Annotated in this window: 16 protein-coding genes; 7 read left to right on the top strand and 9 right to left on the bottom strand. The window is 41.0% G+C overall.

The features are described from left to right. Window positions 1–23 precede the first annotated feature (23 nt). The gene (locus tag ICL16_RS31310) at window positions 24–614 is read left to right on the top strand and encodes a DUF3318 domain-containing protein (protein ID WP_190835496.1); all 591 of its coding nucleotides are present in this window, start codon (window positions 24–26) and stop codon (window positions 612–614) included. Between the two features lie 34 nt (window positions 615–648). Here ICL16_RS31310 and ICL16_RS31305 read toward each other — a convergent pair whose 3' ends face one another. Then, entirely contained in the window at window positions 649–2,352 is a 1,704-nt protein-coding gene (locus ICL16_RS31305; protein WP_190835495.1) for a glycosyltransferase family 39 protein, read from the bottom strand. 229 nt (window positions 2,353–2,581) lie between these two features. Between ICL16_RS31305 and ICL16_RS31300 the strand changes: the two genes are divergently transcribed. The 6 genes from ICL16_RS31300 to ICL16_RS31275 all read left to right on the top strand — a co-directional run bounded on the left by ICL16_RS31300 (window position 2,582) and on the right by ICL16_RS31275 (window position 11,021). Continuing rightward, window positions 2,582–4,177 (top strand): glycosyltransferase family 39 protein, encoded by a 1,596-nt coding sequence (locus tag ICL16_RS31300; RefSeq protein WP_190835494.1) that lies wholly within the window; start codon window positions 2,582–2,584, stop codon window positions 4,175–4,177. 27 nt (window positions 4,178–4,204) lie between these two features. Continuing rightward, complete coding sequence (locus tag ICL16_RS31295) at window positions 4,205–5,464, top strand: glycosyltransferase 87 family protein (RefSeq protein WP_190835493.1); 1,260 nt, start codon at window positions 4,205–4,207, stop codon at window positions 5,462–5,464. A 192-nt stretch (window positions 5,465–5,656) separates the two neighbouring features. Then, a complete protein-coding gene (gene cofH, locus ICL16_RS31290) occupies window positions 5,657–6,877 on the top strand; it encodes a 7,8-didemethyl-8-hydroxy-5-deazariboflavin synthase subunit CofH (protein WP_337907162.1) in 1,221 nt (406 codons plus the stop codon). A gap of 30 nt (window positions 6,878–6,907) precedes the next feature. Next, window positions 6,908–7,303, top strand: coding sequence for a photosystem II protein Psb27 (gene psb27 / locus ICL16_RS31285; protein WP_190835492.1), 396 nt, complete (start codon window positions 6,908–6,910; stop codon window positions 7,301–7,303). 188 nt (window positions 7,304–7,491) lie between these two features. Then, on the top strand, window positions 7,492–8,982 hold the full coding sequence (locus ICL16_RS31280) for a family 10 glycosylhydrolase (RefSeq protein WP_190835491.1): 1,491 nt from the start codon (window positions 7,492–7,494) through the stop codon (window positions 8,980–8,982). A gap of 461 nt (window positions 8,983–9,443) precedes the next feature. Continuing rightward, the gene (locus tag ICL16_RS31275) at window positions 9,444–11,021 is read left to right on the top strand and encodes a glycosyltransferase family 39 protein (protein WP_190835490.1); all 1,578 of its coding nucleotides are present in this window, start codon (window positions 9,444–9,446) and stop codon (window positions 11,019–11,021) included. A gap of 180 nt (window positions 11,022–11,201) precedes the next feature. Here the strand turns inward: ICL16_RS31275 and ICL16_RS31270 are convergent, their stop codons facing one another. The 8 genes from ICL16_RS31270 to ICL16_RS31235 form a co-directional block, all read right to left on the bottom strand. Next, window positions 11,202–12,347, bottom strand: a complete 1,146-nt coding sequence (locus ICL16_RS31270) for a hypothetical protein (RefSeq protein WP_190835489.1) — start codon at window positions 12,345–12,347, stop codon at window positions 11,202–11,204. A gap of 728 nt (window positions 12,348–13,075) precedes the next feature. Continuing rightward, window positions 13,076–13,582, bottom strand: coding sequence for a YceD family protein (locus ICL16_RS31265; protein WP_190835488.1), 507 nt, complete (start codon window positions 13,580–13,582; stop codon window positions 13,076–13,078). Window positions 13,583–13,741: 159 nt separating this feature from the next. Then, window positions 13,742–14,263: a Jag family protein gene (locus ICL16_RS31260; protein WP_190835487.1), complete on the bottom strand. Its 522-nt coding sequence runs from the start codon at window positions 14,261–14,263 to the stop codon at window positions 13,742–13,744. Next, on the bottom strand, window positions 14,263–15,408 hold the full coding sequence (yidC, locus tag ICL16_RS31255) for a membrane protein insertase YidC (RefSeq protein ID WP_190835486.1): 1,146 nt from the start codon (window positions 15,406–15,408) through the stop codon (window positions 14,263–14,265). The genes ICL16_RS31260 and yidC overlap by 1 nt, the downstream gene beginning before the upstream one ends. Before the next feature lie 121 nt (window positions 15,409–15,529). Beyond that, a complete protein-coding gene (locus tag ICL16_RS31250; RefSeq protein WP_190835485.1) occupies window positions 15,530–15,922 on the bottom strand; it encodes a PH domain-containing protein in 393 nt (130 codons plus the stop codon). Further along, window positions 15,909–16,331 carry a ribonuclease P protein component gene (gene rnpA / locus ICL16_RS31245; RefSeq protein ID WP_190835484.1) on the bottom strand — a complete coding sequence of 141 codons (423 nt, stop codon included), beginning with the start codon at window positions 16,329–16,331 and terminating at the stop codon, window positions 15,909–15,911. The genes ICL16_RS31250 and rnpA overlap by 14 nt, the downstream gene beginning before the upstream one ends. Window positions 16,332–16,339: 8 nt before the next feature. After that, entirely contained in the window at window positions 16,340–16,474 is a 135-nt protein-coding gene (rpmH, locus tag ICL16_RS31240; protein ID WP_202895809.1) for a 50S ribosomal protein L34, read from the bottom strand. 116 nt (window positions 16,475–16,590) lie between these two features. Then, the gene (locus ICL16_RS31235; protein ID WP_190835483.1) at window positions 16,591–17,103 is read right to left on the bottom strand and encodes a DUF2808 domain-containing protein; all 513 of its coding nucleotides are present in this window, start codon (window positions 17,101–17,103) and stop codon (window positions 16,591–16,593) included. Window positions 17,104–17,263 lie beyond the last annotated feature (160 nt).

The following is a 17,263-nucleotide window of genomic DNA, read 5'->3' as shown; positions in this document are numbered from 1 at the left end:
TCAAACCAATATACAATTATTTCATGGAGTCCAACGTTGAAATTCGCCGTTTGTTAGATATCATGCCTGCTTCTGGACGCATGACAACAAAAATTGTCAGCAAGCCGGAGCAGACAAAAGTTATTGATGCCTCATTTCCGCTACCTTGGGAACAAGATCGACCAATTAAGATTAATTTTGATTTGTGGCGTCGTCTGACAAAGCCCCAACGCGATTTACTACTGTTACGTACAGTTAGTTGGTTAACAGGAGTTAAGTGGTTTAAGCCAGATATTTATCAAGGTGTTGCCTTAGCTGGGCTTTTAGGCGGGTTTGTCGAATCAGCGCAAAAAGATGCGGTGGGTATAGTTGTAGCATTAGGTTTAACTTCTCTAGCGATACTACGCATCTGGCGCGGTAATCGTTCTCAAGAGTCAGAAATTGTTGCTGACACAACCGCTATTCGTGTCGCCCAGCGCCGGGGTTACTCAGAAGCACAAGCAGCTCAACATTTATTATCCGCCATTGAAGCAGCGGCAAAAATTGAAGGACGTTCGGGATTAAGTTTTACCGAATTAATTCGCTGTCAAAATTTACGAGCGATCGCAAGTTCTTCACCTCTGCCCGAAAATTAACCGTAGGGGCAAAGGCTAGCCGTGCCCCTACCGCTCATGTACAATGATATAACTTATACTCATATCCATTGATTGGTGGCAATTGAGTTTCGGCAACACAATTTTTCACTTCTTCGGGTTCATTGGCATAAAAATTTACTAACCATAAATCCAAAGGACGAGGTAACGACTTTAAGGCGTTTTGTACAGCAGTCGTCGAAGTACTAGGATCTTTGTCTTGATGTGCGAGGAGAAATTGGGGCATACTGTAGAGACGCTCCGGCGGAGCGTCTCTACGGGATTCGGAATTTTGAAATTTAAACTCCCTTGCCACCCCCATCATTTCCCCAATTTGTACATGAGTTTTCTGAGTCGTAGAAATTAAAACTGGTACACGAGATTGTGCTTGAATTAGTTGCACAAATAAATCTGGGCGGTAATATTTCTGATAACCCAGATTGCAAACAACTGTGACAGCACTTGCCAATCCCATCAATAAAACGATCGCAACAGTTGTTTTTCCATTTACTCCCCATCTGTTAATCTTATTCTTGCCACACCAACAAACAGCAAGACTTGCTCCCAGCAAAACTATCACAGCCGGAAAATAGACAAAGTTATAGCGTGCGCCTCTTGTTAAATCAATTCCGAAAAAGTAAGTAAAGATAAAGAACAAAGAAACTGCTGCCAACACCACTCCGCTCAACACCATAGTCATCAGACGGGTTTGTGGTTCCTCCGCTTGTATTTTCCAACCACGAATCAGAATTGGCAAAGCCCAAATCAAGAAAATCAACATTACTAACCCAGAGATAATCACAATCGCAAGGTGTGGTGATTCTACTGGTAGTAAATAAAGCATGGTAAGCCAAGCAGCAAAAGCTTGAAAAATTGGACTTAACCAAGCTAAGCCACTACGAGGGCTTTGAATCCACTCTGTCAACTTACCCCCATAGCTGTTTTGTAAAAACATTGGTAGCCAAACTAACCCTGATACAGATGTACCAGCAGCGACGGCGTAGATACGACGCCAAGGGGGAGACAGAAAGAGGGGATGCCAAGCAAAAAAAATCAAAACTAGTGCTTCGGCACAGAGGGTGAGGGTGAAGAAGTAATGAGTGGCAATGCCTAAAGCATTAATTACTACCCATGAAAGTGCTATCCAAATCGGTATCTCAGTACGATTTTGGATGTGACGAGTAGCAATTACTAGGCAAGTAAAGGAAGCAATTACCCAAAGAATTGCTAAAGTGTAATGACGCGCTTCTTGTGCTAAGAAGATTCCATAGGGTGAGATTGCCATTATTGCCGCAGCTATATGGCTGACTATCCGGGAGCGAAATGCTACCCAACCCAAAGCATAAATAGCTGGGATGGATAATGCACCAATTATGGCAGCAAGCGATCGCGCTCCCCATAATGATACTAAACCCTCTTGTTTCGGAAACAATTGCATCCACCCATGAGCAAGTATAAAGTATAGTGGTGGATGGTTACTTTCAGTAAACAAATGTAACCATACATCCTTGACACTATTACTAACTTGTGGTATCAGTGGTTGCAATAAAACATCTACAGAAATGGGTTGATCTAGCGGTACTGGCAAAAAACTATTGCCTAAGCTAAATACTAGAGTAGAAAACTCATCAGTCCAAGGGGGTTTAGCTGTCAAGTTAGTTAAGCGCAAGCCGATACCGATGGCTAGCCAACCTAACAGTAGTAAGGGATGAAGCCACCGGGAATCGCGTAGAGCCGCCATAGCTATGTTATTTACACTTTAATTTACAGACATCAGACGTTAAATTTGGTGTTTAAGTTCTCGTTTGTTGATTATGGGTTATCTACAAATCTTGTAGAGACGCGAAATACGAAGTCTCTACGTCATAATTTTCTTACTAAAGTAGTATACCTCAAGCTATAGTTATACATTTGACATACCTGGGGAAAACACAGACAATAACTGGAGCTAAACAAATTGTTCCAGCGTAATGCTAACGACGGCAAAAAGACAACAAGTCTTTTCCCAAAGGCTTTTACCAAAATGGCTCAGGTTATTCATCATTATTGTCCTACTACTGGGAGTTTTTTTTCGCGTTTGTAATCTTGAGCGAAAAGTATACTGGCATGATGAAGCTTACACCGGGTTGCGAATTTCTGGTTATACAAAGCAGGAATTTGTGCAAAATGTTTTTGATGGCAGAACAATTGCTGTTGAATCCATCAAGAAGTATCAGTACCCATCAGATAAAAGTGTATTAGATACCGTCAAATCTTTGGCAGTGGAAGATGCTCAACATCCTCCACTATATTACGTAATGGACAGATTATGGGTACAAATTTTTGGTAATTCTGTCGCCGCATCAAGAAGCCTATCAGTTGTTATCAGCTTACTCGTTTTTCCTTGCTTCTACTGGCTTTGCCGAGAATTATTTGAAACACCATTAGCAGGATGGGTGGGCATAGGAATTATATCAGTTTCTCCTTTCGACGTATTATATGCCCAAGAAGCACGACAATTCAGTTTATGGACTGTAATTATTTTGCTAGGAAGTGCTACACTGCTACGTTGCATCCAACTGGGTAACAAGCAGCTTTGGGGAATTTATGCTGTTACAGTAGCACTAGGATTATATACTTTTTTGTTCTCAGGATTGGTGGCGATCGCTCATGCTATATACGTATTTGCCCTGGAGCGTCGTTTCACCAAAACAGTCAGAGCTTATTTGCTTGCTACTAGTGCTGGATTTCTGACTTTTCTACCTTGGATAGTAGTACTCATCAGTAACTTTGCTCAAATTGATGACACAACAGCCAGCGCCCAAAAAAGACAATCTTTATCTAATTTAGTTTCTGGTTGGATTACTAATATCACTAATTTATTTGGCGATTTTTGGCGTTACGAACCATTTTTTCCCGATTTACAGATTCCGCTTTTACGTTGGGGTAGATATTTAATTCCCCTCATACTAATCTTAGTAGTATTTTCATTTGTATTTCTCTACCGCCGCGCCACAAAAGTGCAATGGTTGTTTGTTTTCACATTGACATTCGTGCCAGCTTTAACTTTGATTTTATCTGATTTAATTCTTGGCGGTAAGTTAAGTGTACGAGCTAGATATATCATCCCTTGTTATCTAGGCATTCAATTAGCTGTCACTTACTTGTTATCAACTCAAATTATCTCTGCTAAACTAGCCAGTCGCAAGTTTTGGCAATTTTTAATGGTAGCGATAATTTCTATTGGAGTTATCTCAATTACAATTAGTTCCCAAGCACAAACATGGTGGAATAAAGGTAGTCATGCCAATCCGCAAATAGCACAAATCATTAATAATACTAGCAAACCTCTGTTAATTAGCAGTAATTATTCCCTCAATATCGGTGATTTACTATCTCTCAGTCATTTGCTTGAGCAAAAAGTACAGATGCAGTTGGTAATTGAACCAAATATTCCTAATATTCCTAATGGGTTTAGCGATGTGTTTTTATATAATCCTTCGCCAAGATTTAAATCTGAGCTTGAGAAGATAGCTCAGCTTGATAGTGTTTACAAAAAAGGTAGATTATGGCGAGTGAGTCAATAAAGGCAGAGGGCAGAAGGAGCAATTAGTATGTTAGCGCCAAAAAAATTATTCAATAATTGGATTTTGCGGATTTTAGTTATTCAATTTGTAGGGTTGTTGATTGTGGGTATTTTTACTCTTCGTGGTAATTTGAGTACTCATGATTTGAGTTTATATTATAAATCTTCGCTTTATTTAATAGAAGGTAAGTTACCTTACAGAGATTTTGCGTTGGAGTATCCTCCTTTTGCTTTGGTGGCTTTTGCAATACCGCGAATTTTTACATTGGGATTAACTAATAATTACTATATATATGCATTTTTCTTTTTATTAGAAAATATAGTATTTAGCACCATTAATATGTTGTTAATGCTAAAACTTATGTCATCATACTCTCAACGAAAAAAAATAATAGCGTTAGCATTTTATACACTGTTTGCTCTCTGTATTGCACCAGTTATGCTTTGGCGATATGACTTATTTCCTACAGTATTAACTGTTTTAGGTTTAGTAAGTGTTATATCTACTCGCCCAACAGAAGCTGGTATTTCTCTTGGATTTGGGATTGCGGCTAAACTTTATCCGGTAATTTTGCTACCTATATTTACTGTATACTATCTTGCTAACAAAGCACACCGTGCCTTGTTAAATTTATGGATAGGAACAATAGGTACAGTAGGTCTAATTTTACTACCATTTTTTATAGTAACTCATGAGCGGCTATTTTCTTTTTTGAGCTACCATAAAGCACGTGGTTTGCAAATAGAATCTTTTTTCGCTGGTATAATTGCCTTTGGGCATAGGTGGGGATTAATAGAAGCTAAAACAGTTGCTAGTTACGGTTCGCGAGATATAGTTTCTCCTCTAAGTAATACGGTGCTGCATTTACTGCCTTGGTTCTTTATTGTTATATATGGTGTAATGTTAATCAATTGCTTTTACCGATTTAGACAAGAACGTTTCACAAGCGAATTGGTAAAAAGTAATAGTTTGATAATATATACAATGCTGGCTTTGTTAATATTTATTATTACTAATAAGGTATTTTCTCCTCAATATCTTGTCTGGATAATTCCCTTGGCAGCACTTTTGAATTTACGTCAAGCATTTTTAATGTTGGCAGTTTGTATCACTACCTACATAATGCTGTCAGTCGGGAGTTTTCGGCAGCTAGATTATGCAAAAGTATTATGGCTAAATTTACGCAATTTTTTAATATTAGGATTAAGTATATGGGTATTTTTAGATAACCGTCCACATATCAATTTACGAGCTAATAGCCAGCGTCTAACAAGGACGGAGATTTGAAAATTAACCACAGATTAACACAGATGCACACAGATGAGGACACTATCTTGCGGGAGTTCCCCCTCCTGTTGAGGCATATGTCCGTTAATTTATCGGTGTTTATCTGTGTGCATCTGTGGTTAAAAATATTCATTAATCAAATGGCAAGAATTATAATCTAAAATGGTATATATGTTTGGCTAACAATTATCTGTGTCTACCGCAATTGATGCTATTCTTGAGCGTGCCCTCATGGGCAATGATTTATCTCCTGAAGAAGGAGTGGTATTATTACAACAAACTGACCCAAGTGCGATCGCTACTATTCGTGATGGAGCTGATAAACTACGTCAACAACAAGTGGGCGACACTGTTACCTACGTAATTAACCGTAATATTAACTTTACCAATATTTGTGAGCAGCACTGTAGTTTCTGTGCTTTCCGTCGAGATGAAGGTGAAGAGGATGCTTACTCGTTAGAAGAAGTGCAAATTTTAGCAAAGGTAAAAGATGCTGTAGCGCAGGGTGCAACAGAAATCTGTATGCAAGGGGGATTGAATCAAAAAGCAAAGGTGAATGGTAAATCTTTACTTTATTACCTAAAGTTAGTGGAAACTATTAAGCAGGAATTTCCCCAATTACACCTACACGCTTTTTCTCCTCAGGAGGTACAATTTATCTCACGAGAAGATGGACTTGAGTATATTGATGTAATTGCAGCTTTGCAGAATGCTGGGGTTGACTCAATGCCGGGAACAGCAGCTGAGGTGTTGGATGATGAGGTGCGGCATGTTATTTGTCCAGAAAAAATTGATACGGCGACTTGGTTGGAGATTGTCAGTACTGCTCATCAGTTAGGTTTGCCTACCACCAGTACAATGTTATCGGGGCATATAGAGACAAAAGAACAACAAATCAAACATTTGGCAAAATTGCGCAGTCTTCAACAAACAGCTATTCAGCGAGAGTATCCCAGTCAGATTAGTGAGTTTATTTTATTACCTTTTGTTGGCAAAGAAGCGCCCAAACCATTACGTCGCCGTGTGGGAAGAGATCAGCCAGTTTTAGCAGATGCACTACTACTTACCGCTGTAGCGAGAATTTTTTTGGGCAATTGGATTCAAAATCATCAACCAAGTTGGGTAAAGCTAGGTTTAGAAGGTGCAACTCAAGCTTTAGGTTGGGGTTGTAACGATATTGGTGGTACATTGATGGAAGAACACATCACGACAATGGCAGGCGCGATTGGTGGTACTTGCATGTCGGTAGAGTCTCTGCAAGGTGCGATCGCTTCCCTCAAGCGACCTTATCAACAACGTGATACTCTTTATCGAAGAGTTACGAATTATTTCACTTCTAATCCCTGTACAGACGCCCCGGCGGGGCGTCTCTACGATGATGATCCCTACGATCCCAATCCAGGATACCATTGACGTTGATTTACGTATTTCACACTCATGTTTATGAAGCGTTATTGGTCACGTTTGCTTGCCCTGGTTCTGGTTGTGGTGATTGGCTTAGTGGGCTGCTCTAGTCCAGATGGTTTATCAGGGAATTATCGCCAAGACACTTTAGATATTCTTAATATCCTGCGCAATACCCTTGAGTTGTCACAAGATTCGCCTGATAAAACATCACAACAAGCACTGGCGCGGCAAAAAATTAATGATTTTGCCGCACGCTACCAGCGCAATAGTTCCGTTGCTGGTTTGAGTTCTTTTACAACTATACGTACAGCCCTAAACTCTCTGGCTGGACATTATAGTTCTTACCCCAATCGTCCTGTGCCACAAAAGCTCAAGAACCGTTTGAAAAAAGAGTTTGATCAAGTAGAAGCGGCACTAAAACGAGAGGCTTAACCAACTCTTTACATTCTGCCTTTGAGTAAATCAGTAAATTTGGCAACAGAAATAGGGGTAATGAAGTCTCTTATGTGTGGGCTTCAAAACCCCTATTGTTAGTTTAAAATTTTATACACGCAAACAAAATTGCACCCAACTAGGTGTGAGTTAAAGTAAAAATTAATTTTGTCCTTGTAGTTTTACTTATGTCCAAAAGTGTCTTGAATGTTGCAACAATGTTCTGGCGACGCCTGTTGGTTGTTCTTGTGAGCAGTTGTCTGCTGCCTACCCACGTCAAGATTCAACCAGCACAGGCGCAGTTAACAGAGTTGTGTCAATTATCACCCCAGGCAGCGCAAGAAAAAGAAAACTTACGGTTGTCAGCAACCAAAGGCAATCAAGAAGCACAAAGCCGCTACCAACAATTGCTGCAACAACAAGCACAAGCTTTGCAAGAATGCCGCACGCGCAATTGGCCGCAAGTTCAAGCAATTTGGTTACGTTTGTATCCTTGTGATGCTCAACCGGGAGCAATCGATCAAGTTATGGATCGCATTGTCAACAGAGGGTATAATCAAGTATATTTGGAAGCTTTTTATGATGGGCAAGTACTGTTGCCCAAAGCAGCTAACCCGACGGCTTGGCCTTCTGTGGTTCGTAGCGCAGGCACAGAAAATGTAGATTTGCTAGCGATGGCAATTCAAAAAGGGCGCGAGCGCGGTCTGAAAGTTTATGCTTGGGCTTTTACCACTAATTTCGGCTATACTTACGCTCAGCGTCAAGATCGAGAACGAGCGATCGCCCGTAATGGCAAAGGTCAAACTAGTTTATATGTTGTCGATAACGGCTCTCAGGTATTTATCGATCCCTACAACTTGCAAGCAAAACGTGACTACTACCAAATGATACAGGAAGTGATGCGTCGTCGCCCGGATGGGTTGCTACTTGACTACGTGCGCTATCCACGCCAAGCAGGCAGCGATTCTATTGCCACGAAAGTCACAGATTTATGGTTATACAGTGAAGCCACTCAGCAAGCTTTATTTCGTCGGGCGTTAAATGAAAAAGGATTGGAATTAATTCGTCGCTATTTGAGTAAAGGACATATTACCGCAGGAGATGTAGCAGAAGCTGATAAACTTTATCCTCAAGAAGCAGAACCTTTATGGCAAGGACGTATTCCGCCTTCTGAACAAAAGGCGATCATTCCTGTTACTAGTAGACAACCAAATTTGCAACTTGAATTGTGGCAGCTTGCAGTCGCCCACGCCATGCAAGGTATCCTTGATTTTGTCAATTTAGCTGCTTATCCAGCACAGCAACAAGGTGTCCCCACAGGAGTTGTATTTTTCTCTGACGGCAACCAAATGGTCGGTCAAGGCTTTGATTCACGCTTACAACCTTGGGATCGATTTCCAAGTACCTTTGAATGGCATCCAATGGCTTACGGAAATTGCGGGAATGTTAATTGTATATTAGCGCAAGTACAGCGAGTCATCAACCAAGCAAAACCAGGTACTCAAGTAATTCCAGCATTAGCCGGTCAGTGGGGACAGTCAATTACTGGGCGTCCATCTCTAGAAGCGCAAATGCAAGCACTTCGCCAATATGCACCACAATTAAGAGGAGTGAGTCATTTTGCTTACTCTTGGCAAGAACCCGATCACGATAACAATCGCAAATTCTGCCGCCTGTAGTAATAGACATATCCAAAAAATAATGTAGAGACGTTCCGCCGGAACGTCTCTACAAAGATTGCAGATAATACTTTCTTTCAGTCCGTTTTAATGGACTTGCGCTCTTAGCCCTTACATAAGTCAAGGCGTATTTATTTGTTTTTATGAAAAATCTATCAAAAGTATGACGTTTGATTTTTGATTGTACTTCATCATATTTTTGAAAGCATTAAAAAAACTTAGTTGTCAGGACTCAGAACGCAGCATCAATTGGTTGAGGATTCAAACTTCCAACCAACAAGTATTAGTCAATAAAAACAAAAAATTTAATCCAGATTTTTCAGCATCTTATAGGTATAAAGCTTTAATTAGCAAGAAATCGAAGATAGAGAAACCAGGTTTCTCAAAGAAACCGGGTTTGTGATAGCTAGCATTTGCAATTCACATGGGATTGCTATATCAAAAATAAGTTATTGCATACTATGATTCCTAAAACTGGGTTCAAGTTTTTGGCGATCGCTGTGATAATCATTGGTATATTTTTTCGCTTTGTCAATCTGGACAAAAAAGTTTATTGGTTTGATGAAACTTATACATCATTAAGGACTTCTGGCTACACAATGTCAGAAGTAGTTGGACTTTGCAATGGTAATGCAACTAGTATCGAAGATTTACAGAAATATCAGCATCCTGCTCCAGGAAAAACCTTAACAGATACTATTAAATCTTTGGCAGTAGAAGATCCTCAACATCCTCCACTATATTATTTAATGACGCGATTTTGGGTGCAAAATTTTGGCAGTTCAGTCGCGGTAATCAGAAGTTTGTCTGCAGTGATTAGTTTACTAGCGTTTCCATGCATATATTGGCTATGCGTGGAATTATTTAAGTCATCACTGATTGGATGGGTAGCCGTGATGCTGCTGGCTGTGTCGCCTTTTCATGTGTTGTATGCACAGGAAGCACGAGAGTACAGTTTGTGGATTGTGACAATTTTACTGTCAAGTGCAACTGTACTCAGGTCAATGCGAATCAACACAAAGCTTAGTTGGGGAATGTATACAGTAACAGTGGCATTAGGATTATATACATTTTTGTTTTCTGGGTTTGTGACAATTGCTCATGGTATTTATATAATTACTTACGAAAAATTTCGATTCAGCAAGAAGGTTATTGCTTATCTGGGGGCTTCTTTATTGGGAGCTTTAGCTTTCCTACCTTGGGTTTTAGTGGTTATTACTCATTCAGAACAATTTAAAAATACAATCAGTTGGACAGATAAGAAGATTTCGCTGTTCAAACTAATAATGATATGGGGGATCAATCTTAGCCATTTTTTTATTGACTTGGGTTATGAGTTATTTCATAAAAATAATAACTTTGTTTGGAAAATTATTATAGGTGTTTCGATTTTACTCAGCTTAATTTTAGTAGGATATTCAATTTATTTTCTATGTCGTAATACTCCTAAGCAAATTTGGTTATTTGTCTTAACATTAATTGGTGTGACAGCGCTACCTTTGATCATACCAGATGTAATTTTGGGCGGGGTGCGATCGCAATCTCCTCGGTATCTCATCCCAGCTTATTTGGGTATTCAGCTAGCTGTTGCTTACTGTTTAGCGACAAAGATGAGTTCCATTTCGATCAGAACGTGGCAACTTATTACAGTTGCGCTGATATCATCTGGAGTTATATCTTGTGCAATCAGTTCTCAAGCAGAAACTTGGTGGCTTAAATATAGCGGTTTGTATACTCCTCAAGTAGTTAATATTATCAATCAGACTACCCGTCCACTAATAATTAGTTCTTGTGACGGAATTTGGTCTTTAGCAAGTGAACTATCTTTAAGTTATTGGCTGGAACCAAAAGTAAGATTTCAATTTTTGAAACAGTCAAACCCGCTCCAAATTTCTCCTGGTTTTACTGATATTTTTTTATATAATTCTCCCACCAATCCTCTCTCAACAACACTACAGTATAAATTGGAGAAACAGCACTACAAAATAGAGAAAGATATTTACCCCACTGAGTTGGGTTTATGGAAAGCCTTGAACTGAAGTTCAAGGCTAGTAGCTCAAGTCCCTTAAAACGGACTAAAAGAGTTATACCGTTTCTCCAAAAACTGGCTACATACGATCCCCTCTTACCCCCCCTTAATAAGGGGGGGTTGGGGGGGTTGGAGAGATCAGATGTGTGAAAACGATTATTTGTCCCAACCTACTTATGTGCATGTGACATCAAGGAGACGGAACTGCTACTCGATTGCTGGGAACAATCTGTGGCTGATAGGAAAAAACCTCTCGGCTGTTGGGTTTTACGGTTACCTTCAGCCATTGCACATCGTTGTTATCGTTCGCTGCACTGTTGCCAAATGTCTCGACACGAGTGAAGTTCTCAAGGCGTCTGCCTTGAGCATCCTGAAATGGTTTGTCAATGCGGAAGTAGTGCGAGTCACCGTGTACGTAAGCAACTGGTTTACGGAAAGCAATTACCTCATCGCGCAATGCTAATAAATAGCTCTGGAACCCATCAGGCTGCCCATCGGTTTGGGCAAGTGTCTTCGGATCGCGCACAGGTGCTCTAGTAGGATCGCTGAGATCCCATCCTGGATTGCCTTGGGAGATCAACATGACTGCTACCGAATTGTCTGCTTTTGCCACTCGGAAAGTTTCTTTCAACCATGCAATATTAGCTGCGTTTCGCGCTTCGTACTCTTCGGGATCAGGTGCAGTGTCGCATAGGTTGTTGCACGAACCCTGGACATTGAGTGTGGCATAAGTAACCTTACCGACTTTCCAACGGCGGTTCTCAACACAGGGTACAGCAGTGTTGTTTGCACTCAGGCATGATGCGGAGGTTTGCACCTCTTGGGCTAGTTGACGCTGTCCAAGGGTAAAATTCGTACTGAAGAATACCTGACGCTCGTAGTCAAGGCGTTCGCGGGAGTTGAATCCACCGTTGGAGGGGCGATCGCAGTCTGTCCAATCGTTGTCACCTGGTGTGAAGACTGCTGGTGCTTTCAGGGCATTGAAGTAGCCGAGCGACTGGGTGTAGAGAGCATCGTCGCAGGTAGTCGGCGTGATCGAGTTGGGTGTAGAGTTGCCCGCTTTCAAGTCGCCATTGTGGGCTGTGAAGGCAAGGTTTTGCGCGTTCATGTCAGCAATCAAGTTCGGGACTCCCGTCGTCGCCTGTATATCTGAGTATGGTAAATCGCCCCAAAGTCCGATCGCGTATGACTTGTTCTCACTCTCGTTCTTGTTCTTGCTGGCAGTAGCCATTGTAGAACTTGCTAGGAACGGTACAGTCAGTGCTATTAAGCACATTTTACGTAGCAAACGTGCATTGGTGATACGTTGAAACACTGGGTAGCTATTTGTCATCATTTATAATCCTTAATTATTCTTTGGTTTCGCAAGCGCATTGATTGTTAGCCCCTGCCCATGCCATTCGAGTCAGTAAATTAGAATACCGGATTGTTGATGACAGTTAGGTTATAGATGGGTTAAAAATTCGCTAATTCCCAGCAATCCGCCTAGAACTGCAGTTCTGGGCTGGACAGCTTAAGTCCGTTTTAATGCACTAAAAAGCAACTGTTTAGTCGGTTTTAACCGACTTGAGCTATGCAGCCCTGTACTTGAGTACATGGCGATCGTGTATAGAAATAGCCAGACTCTGCTATTGACTCCTTAAACAATGACAGAAAGCAACCGGATGGACAGAATAGAAAACCAGCTAATTGATATGCGCTTAGTGGTGAGCGCTTTTCTCGAAACTGTTACTTATCATCAGCGCAATTTTGAAAGGATGTAGCGCAATTTTGAGTCTAATAATAACAAGCTTACAGTTCTCATGACCGAAATTAGAAATATTCGAGCTGATACGCAAGCAATTCAGACTGACAAATATTCTGGAAATTAAACTGTAGTTAACTGAATCACATATTTACAAAAGATATATATAGTGAGCTGTCTTCTTACTTGAGCTATGCAGCCTAGAAATTTATTTCTAGGCGGATAAGAACGCAGATGCAAGATCTGAGGATATTGAGATGCCTATCCCGGTTTCGCAGGAGAAACCGGGCTTGTTGGAATGGGCAATTTGTACAAATCAATCACCCTTGAATTTGGTTTTTCAAAGCTTGCAAAGAAGCCCAACGGCGATCAACAGGTTGATTGGAATTATTAGCGGAACTTGGTTGAATACCAGGACACTTGTTATCACATAATTGTCGTTGGGGTATAGCTAAGCACATTTGCTCATACAACCATTCACTGGGATAAAAATATCCGTGAGGTGAAAGAGTTTCTACCAAATCTTCCAGAGCTACTTCTCGCTCTAAGGGCAAGTTATCTGTTTCGTTAGCTGCTTCATCTAACCAGACAATTTCTGTTGTATCAACAACCAAACGATGATTATAATTTTGCAAGCAGCGGTTACAAGTGCAAGTAATGATTGCTTCTGCTTGACCGGATACTTCCAGGTAATTGCCGTTGTGCTGAACACGTAAGCTACCGCGAACAGGCGTTAAAGTTTCCAATCCAGGGAGAAACTCTTGAACCTGAATCTCCTCTGTCCGCTCCGGGGCTTTAGTTAGCTGCGGAATAAAAATTGCGTCCATAGGATTTGTGAGACATCCTCACTTGAAATTTATCTATCATCAGCGCTCGGCTGAAAATACATCTTTAAGTTTAGCTTTTTTACTATGCACTTTTAAGAATTATTTGATTCGGATTGCCGAATTGTTTGGAGACGGAGACGCCCCACCGGGGCGTCTCTACTATCTGAATCCACGGCGTACAACTAGATGACGGTGAGGTTCTTTGCCTCGGCTGAAAGTTTCCAAATCATCAAAGTCCTTTAAAAAGGTATGGATTTGACGACGCTCTGCCGAACTGAGGGATTTAATTTCTACTTCTTGCCCAGAGGAACGTACTTGTTCGGCGGCTGATAAAGCCATATCACGAATTTCCGCTTGTCTCTTGACACGGTAGCCATTCAACTCAACAGTGTAAGAAGCTTGCTGCTCATATGCTTGGTTCAAATTGAGAATAGAATTAGCTAAATACTGAATGGCATCTAGCACTGAACCATCGGAACCAATAAAAGTCCGAATTTGTTCTGGCGTGAGGTTACTGTCATCAATTGTCAACCAGTAGCTATCTGGTTCTGGTTCTTGAGTATCCCCGTAACCAAAAGTGTTTGTTTCCAACTCGCTCTTAATCTCAACAGATACGCCAGTTAGTTGCAGGAGTGTTTTTAACCACTCTTCACCTCTTTGCATCCGAGTATCGGTCATCATTAACCTGTAGCCTTTTTCTTAGAACTTTTTGGTTCAAATGGCAACGCTTTTTGTTGTGTGCCTTCTGCCTCTTTTTCTTGTTGCTCTACAATTTTTTGTAATTCCTCTGGCAAAGGTTCGCGAGAGAGGATATAGGTTTGTAGAGTTTGGAAAATGTTACCTATAACCATATACATCAGCACCCCAGCAGGTAAGGGGAAGAACAAAAACATTCCGGAAAATATAACTGGAGTGATTTTGTTTACTGTGTCTTGCTGTGGGTTGGCACTTGTAGAATTCTGCCCAGAAAGTACTTGGCTAACGTAGAGGGTGATTCCAAACAAGACAACCATTGAGACAATATCCCAGTGGATTGTGCCGTCTGGATCAATTGCACCTACTCTGCCTAAAGCATCAATGAACAAAAATCCTTGGTTTGAGGCTAATCCGGGAACTGTTGCTTGAATTGTTACATCTCCCGGTTGCAAAGCTTCTATGTTACCTTCGGGATCTATTTTGATCCTGTCTTCCCCTTTGGTAATTTTCCATTCGGGGATTAATTTAGTTTCAGGATGTTCTGCCAAAAGTTCCTGAAATGGCTTGCCAACGGTAGTTTGATACACAATCTTGGTGTGTTCTCCTACCGCTAATTTATTACCTCCGGGAAGAATAGCACTTACCTGAACGTGTTCCCCTTCAGCAATGTAAACGTTTTGGGGAGGAGTCGCAAAGGCTTGGGGTTGAATTCGTTCGATTTGTTCAGTAGGTAAAATTTGTAAATTTAAATTGTAGTTAACTGAGGCAAAAGGCGATCCCCGTAATGTAGCAAATAGCGCTAACAAAACTGGCATCTGCAACAGTAAGGGAAAACATCCAGCTAATGGATTGCCAAATTCTTTTTGGACGCTGAGCATTTCCTCTTGCTGTTTTTGCGGATCGTCTTTATAGCGCTCTTTGATTTCTTGCATCCGCTTTTGCATTAGCGGTTGTACAACGCGCATCCGTCGCATGTTGCGAATTGAGCCTGCACTCAAAGGATAGAGCGCAAAGCGAATTAATAATGTTAATGCCACAATTGCCAATCCATAGCTAGGCACAATGCTATAGAACAAGTCTATGATTGGCAGCATTACATTATTTGAGAGGAACCCGATACCAAAGTCCATTATTCACCAATTCAACCGAGGTAATGTAATTTAACTGAATCTAATTTATCTAAATCGTGATTGAGGTGCGACTATAGTCACACTACGGATAGCCGCACAAAGAGGAAACAGAGCAGGGGAGCTATTTCTTTGCTCCACTGCTGTAGTTGGGGTTTTTTGCTGCAACTTTTTCTTCAATATAGTCGTAGATTTCCCGAAACTTGGGAATAGCCCGCATTTCCAGACGACTACCATCTCTTAAAGTTAGTACCATATCTCCCCACATGCCAATACCACGGGGAACTTTAACGATTTTGACAATTTCTGAGTAGATTACGTCAGAGCGATCGCGTCCTTGCCATCCGCCTGTTACGGAAACTCGGCGATCGGTAATGCGAAAGCGTAGCCACAATGCTCTCACAATTGCGCCCACAGTCAAGGGTAAGCCCACTATAGTTAATCCAATGAGGATATTGATAATTAGATCCCCAATATGAGGCCCACCTTCAAAATAAACTTCTTCACGAATGCCCATTGAACACCTCCGCTTGTGCCAACAACTGCTCTAATTCTTGCAGAAATTGTTGGCTTCCGCACTCAAGTTCTGCTGCTGTTGGTTTTACAACAACTACTAGCCGCCATCCCGGTGATAATTTGGGCAATAATCCATACATGAGTGCGGCAATTTGACGCTTGATCCGGTTGCGTACTACTGCTCTTTTGCTGACTTTTGTGCTAATCGTAATACCAATTTTGACGGGAGGAAGATGCGATCGCTCTGTTTGTGGCGGCATCTTCGGGGCAGTATCCTGAGAGGAAGATGTTTTTGCTGATGGTCTTAAAGCTCTCAATGTTAAGTGAGAACCATGACGACGAATTCCTTCAGTGAAAACTGCCTGGAAATCTTTTCGGGATTTTAGCCGATATGCTTTGGGCAGAGCCACAACTGCAACTAGACACTTAAACGATGACGCCCCTTTCTTCGCCGCGCTCTAATCACGTTTCTACCATCTGGTGTCCGCATTCTGGCTCTAAATCCAGAAGTTCTCTTTCTTTTTCTGTTAGTTCCGCCTAAGGTTCTTTGCATAATTCTTGCCTCTTACTTGTAGACGATTTTTATAAAAAATCACGATTTATAATTATATCATATGTCTTATTTGTCTGCAACCCTTGTAGAGACGTTCCATGGAACGTCTCTGATTGCTAAGAAATACTAATAATCCAAGTACCGATGTAACGGGTTAATGGTACATCGCCCGGAGATTGCACCGAGCAGTTGAAGTAGAAAATTCCACCAGATGCTGGGTTTTTCACATTCGAGAGCACAACTTCAACGTTATTACCTGCGGGAATCGCCTCAGCCGGGAAAATTTCAATTACGCGATTATCCTTATCCCACTTCACATCAGACAAAGGAATTTTTTTATCTTTAACTCTCACCTCAACATTCTTGGTATCAAAGCTTCCTTTATAATATTCAGGGTAACTAATGACAAAATGAGCAACAGCTATTCTCAGCTTCTTATTAGAAATTCTTAATCTGTAACGATCCCAACCATTTATCTGACCACCAAAATCCAAGCGATATTGCAACTGATTCTCACCTTTAACACCACTAAATAGTGTCAAACCTGGTAAACTCTGCGCCCAGCTAATAGCTGGGATCCCAGCTAGCAAACAGCCACTAACAGCTATGGCAGAAAGTAAACGTCGCATAGTTAAGCTCCTCATGGGGTAGAAAATTTGTCTGTATAACAGCTCGTGCTTCGTAATTAAACTGTACTACTTAACTGTTTGAGACGTGGAACGCCTGTAAAAAGTGTCCTTTGATGGGATTGTATTTCAAAATATGAACTAAGTGTATCTAAATTTAATA

This window comes from Iningainema tapete BLCC-T55, assembly GCF_014698965.1.
GTDB lineage: Bacteria > Cyanobacteriota > Cyanobacteriia > Cyanobacteriales > Nostocaceae > Iningainema > Iningainema tapete.
This window is presented reverse-complemented; position numbering and strand designations above follow the sequence as displayed.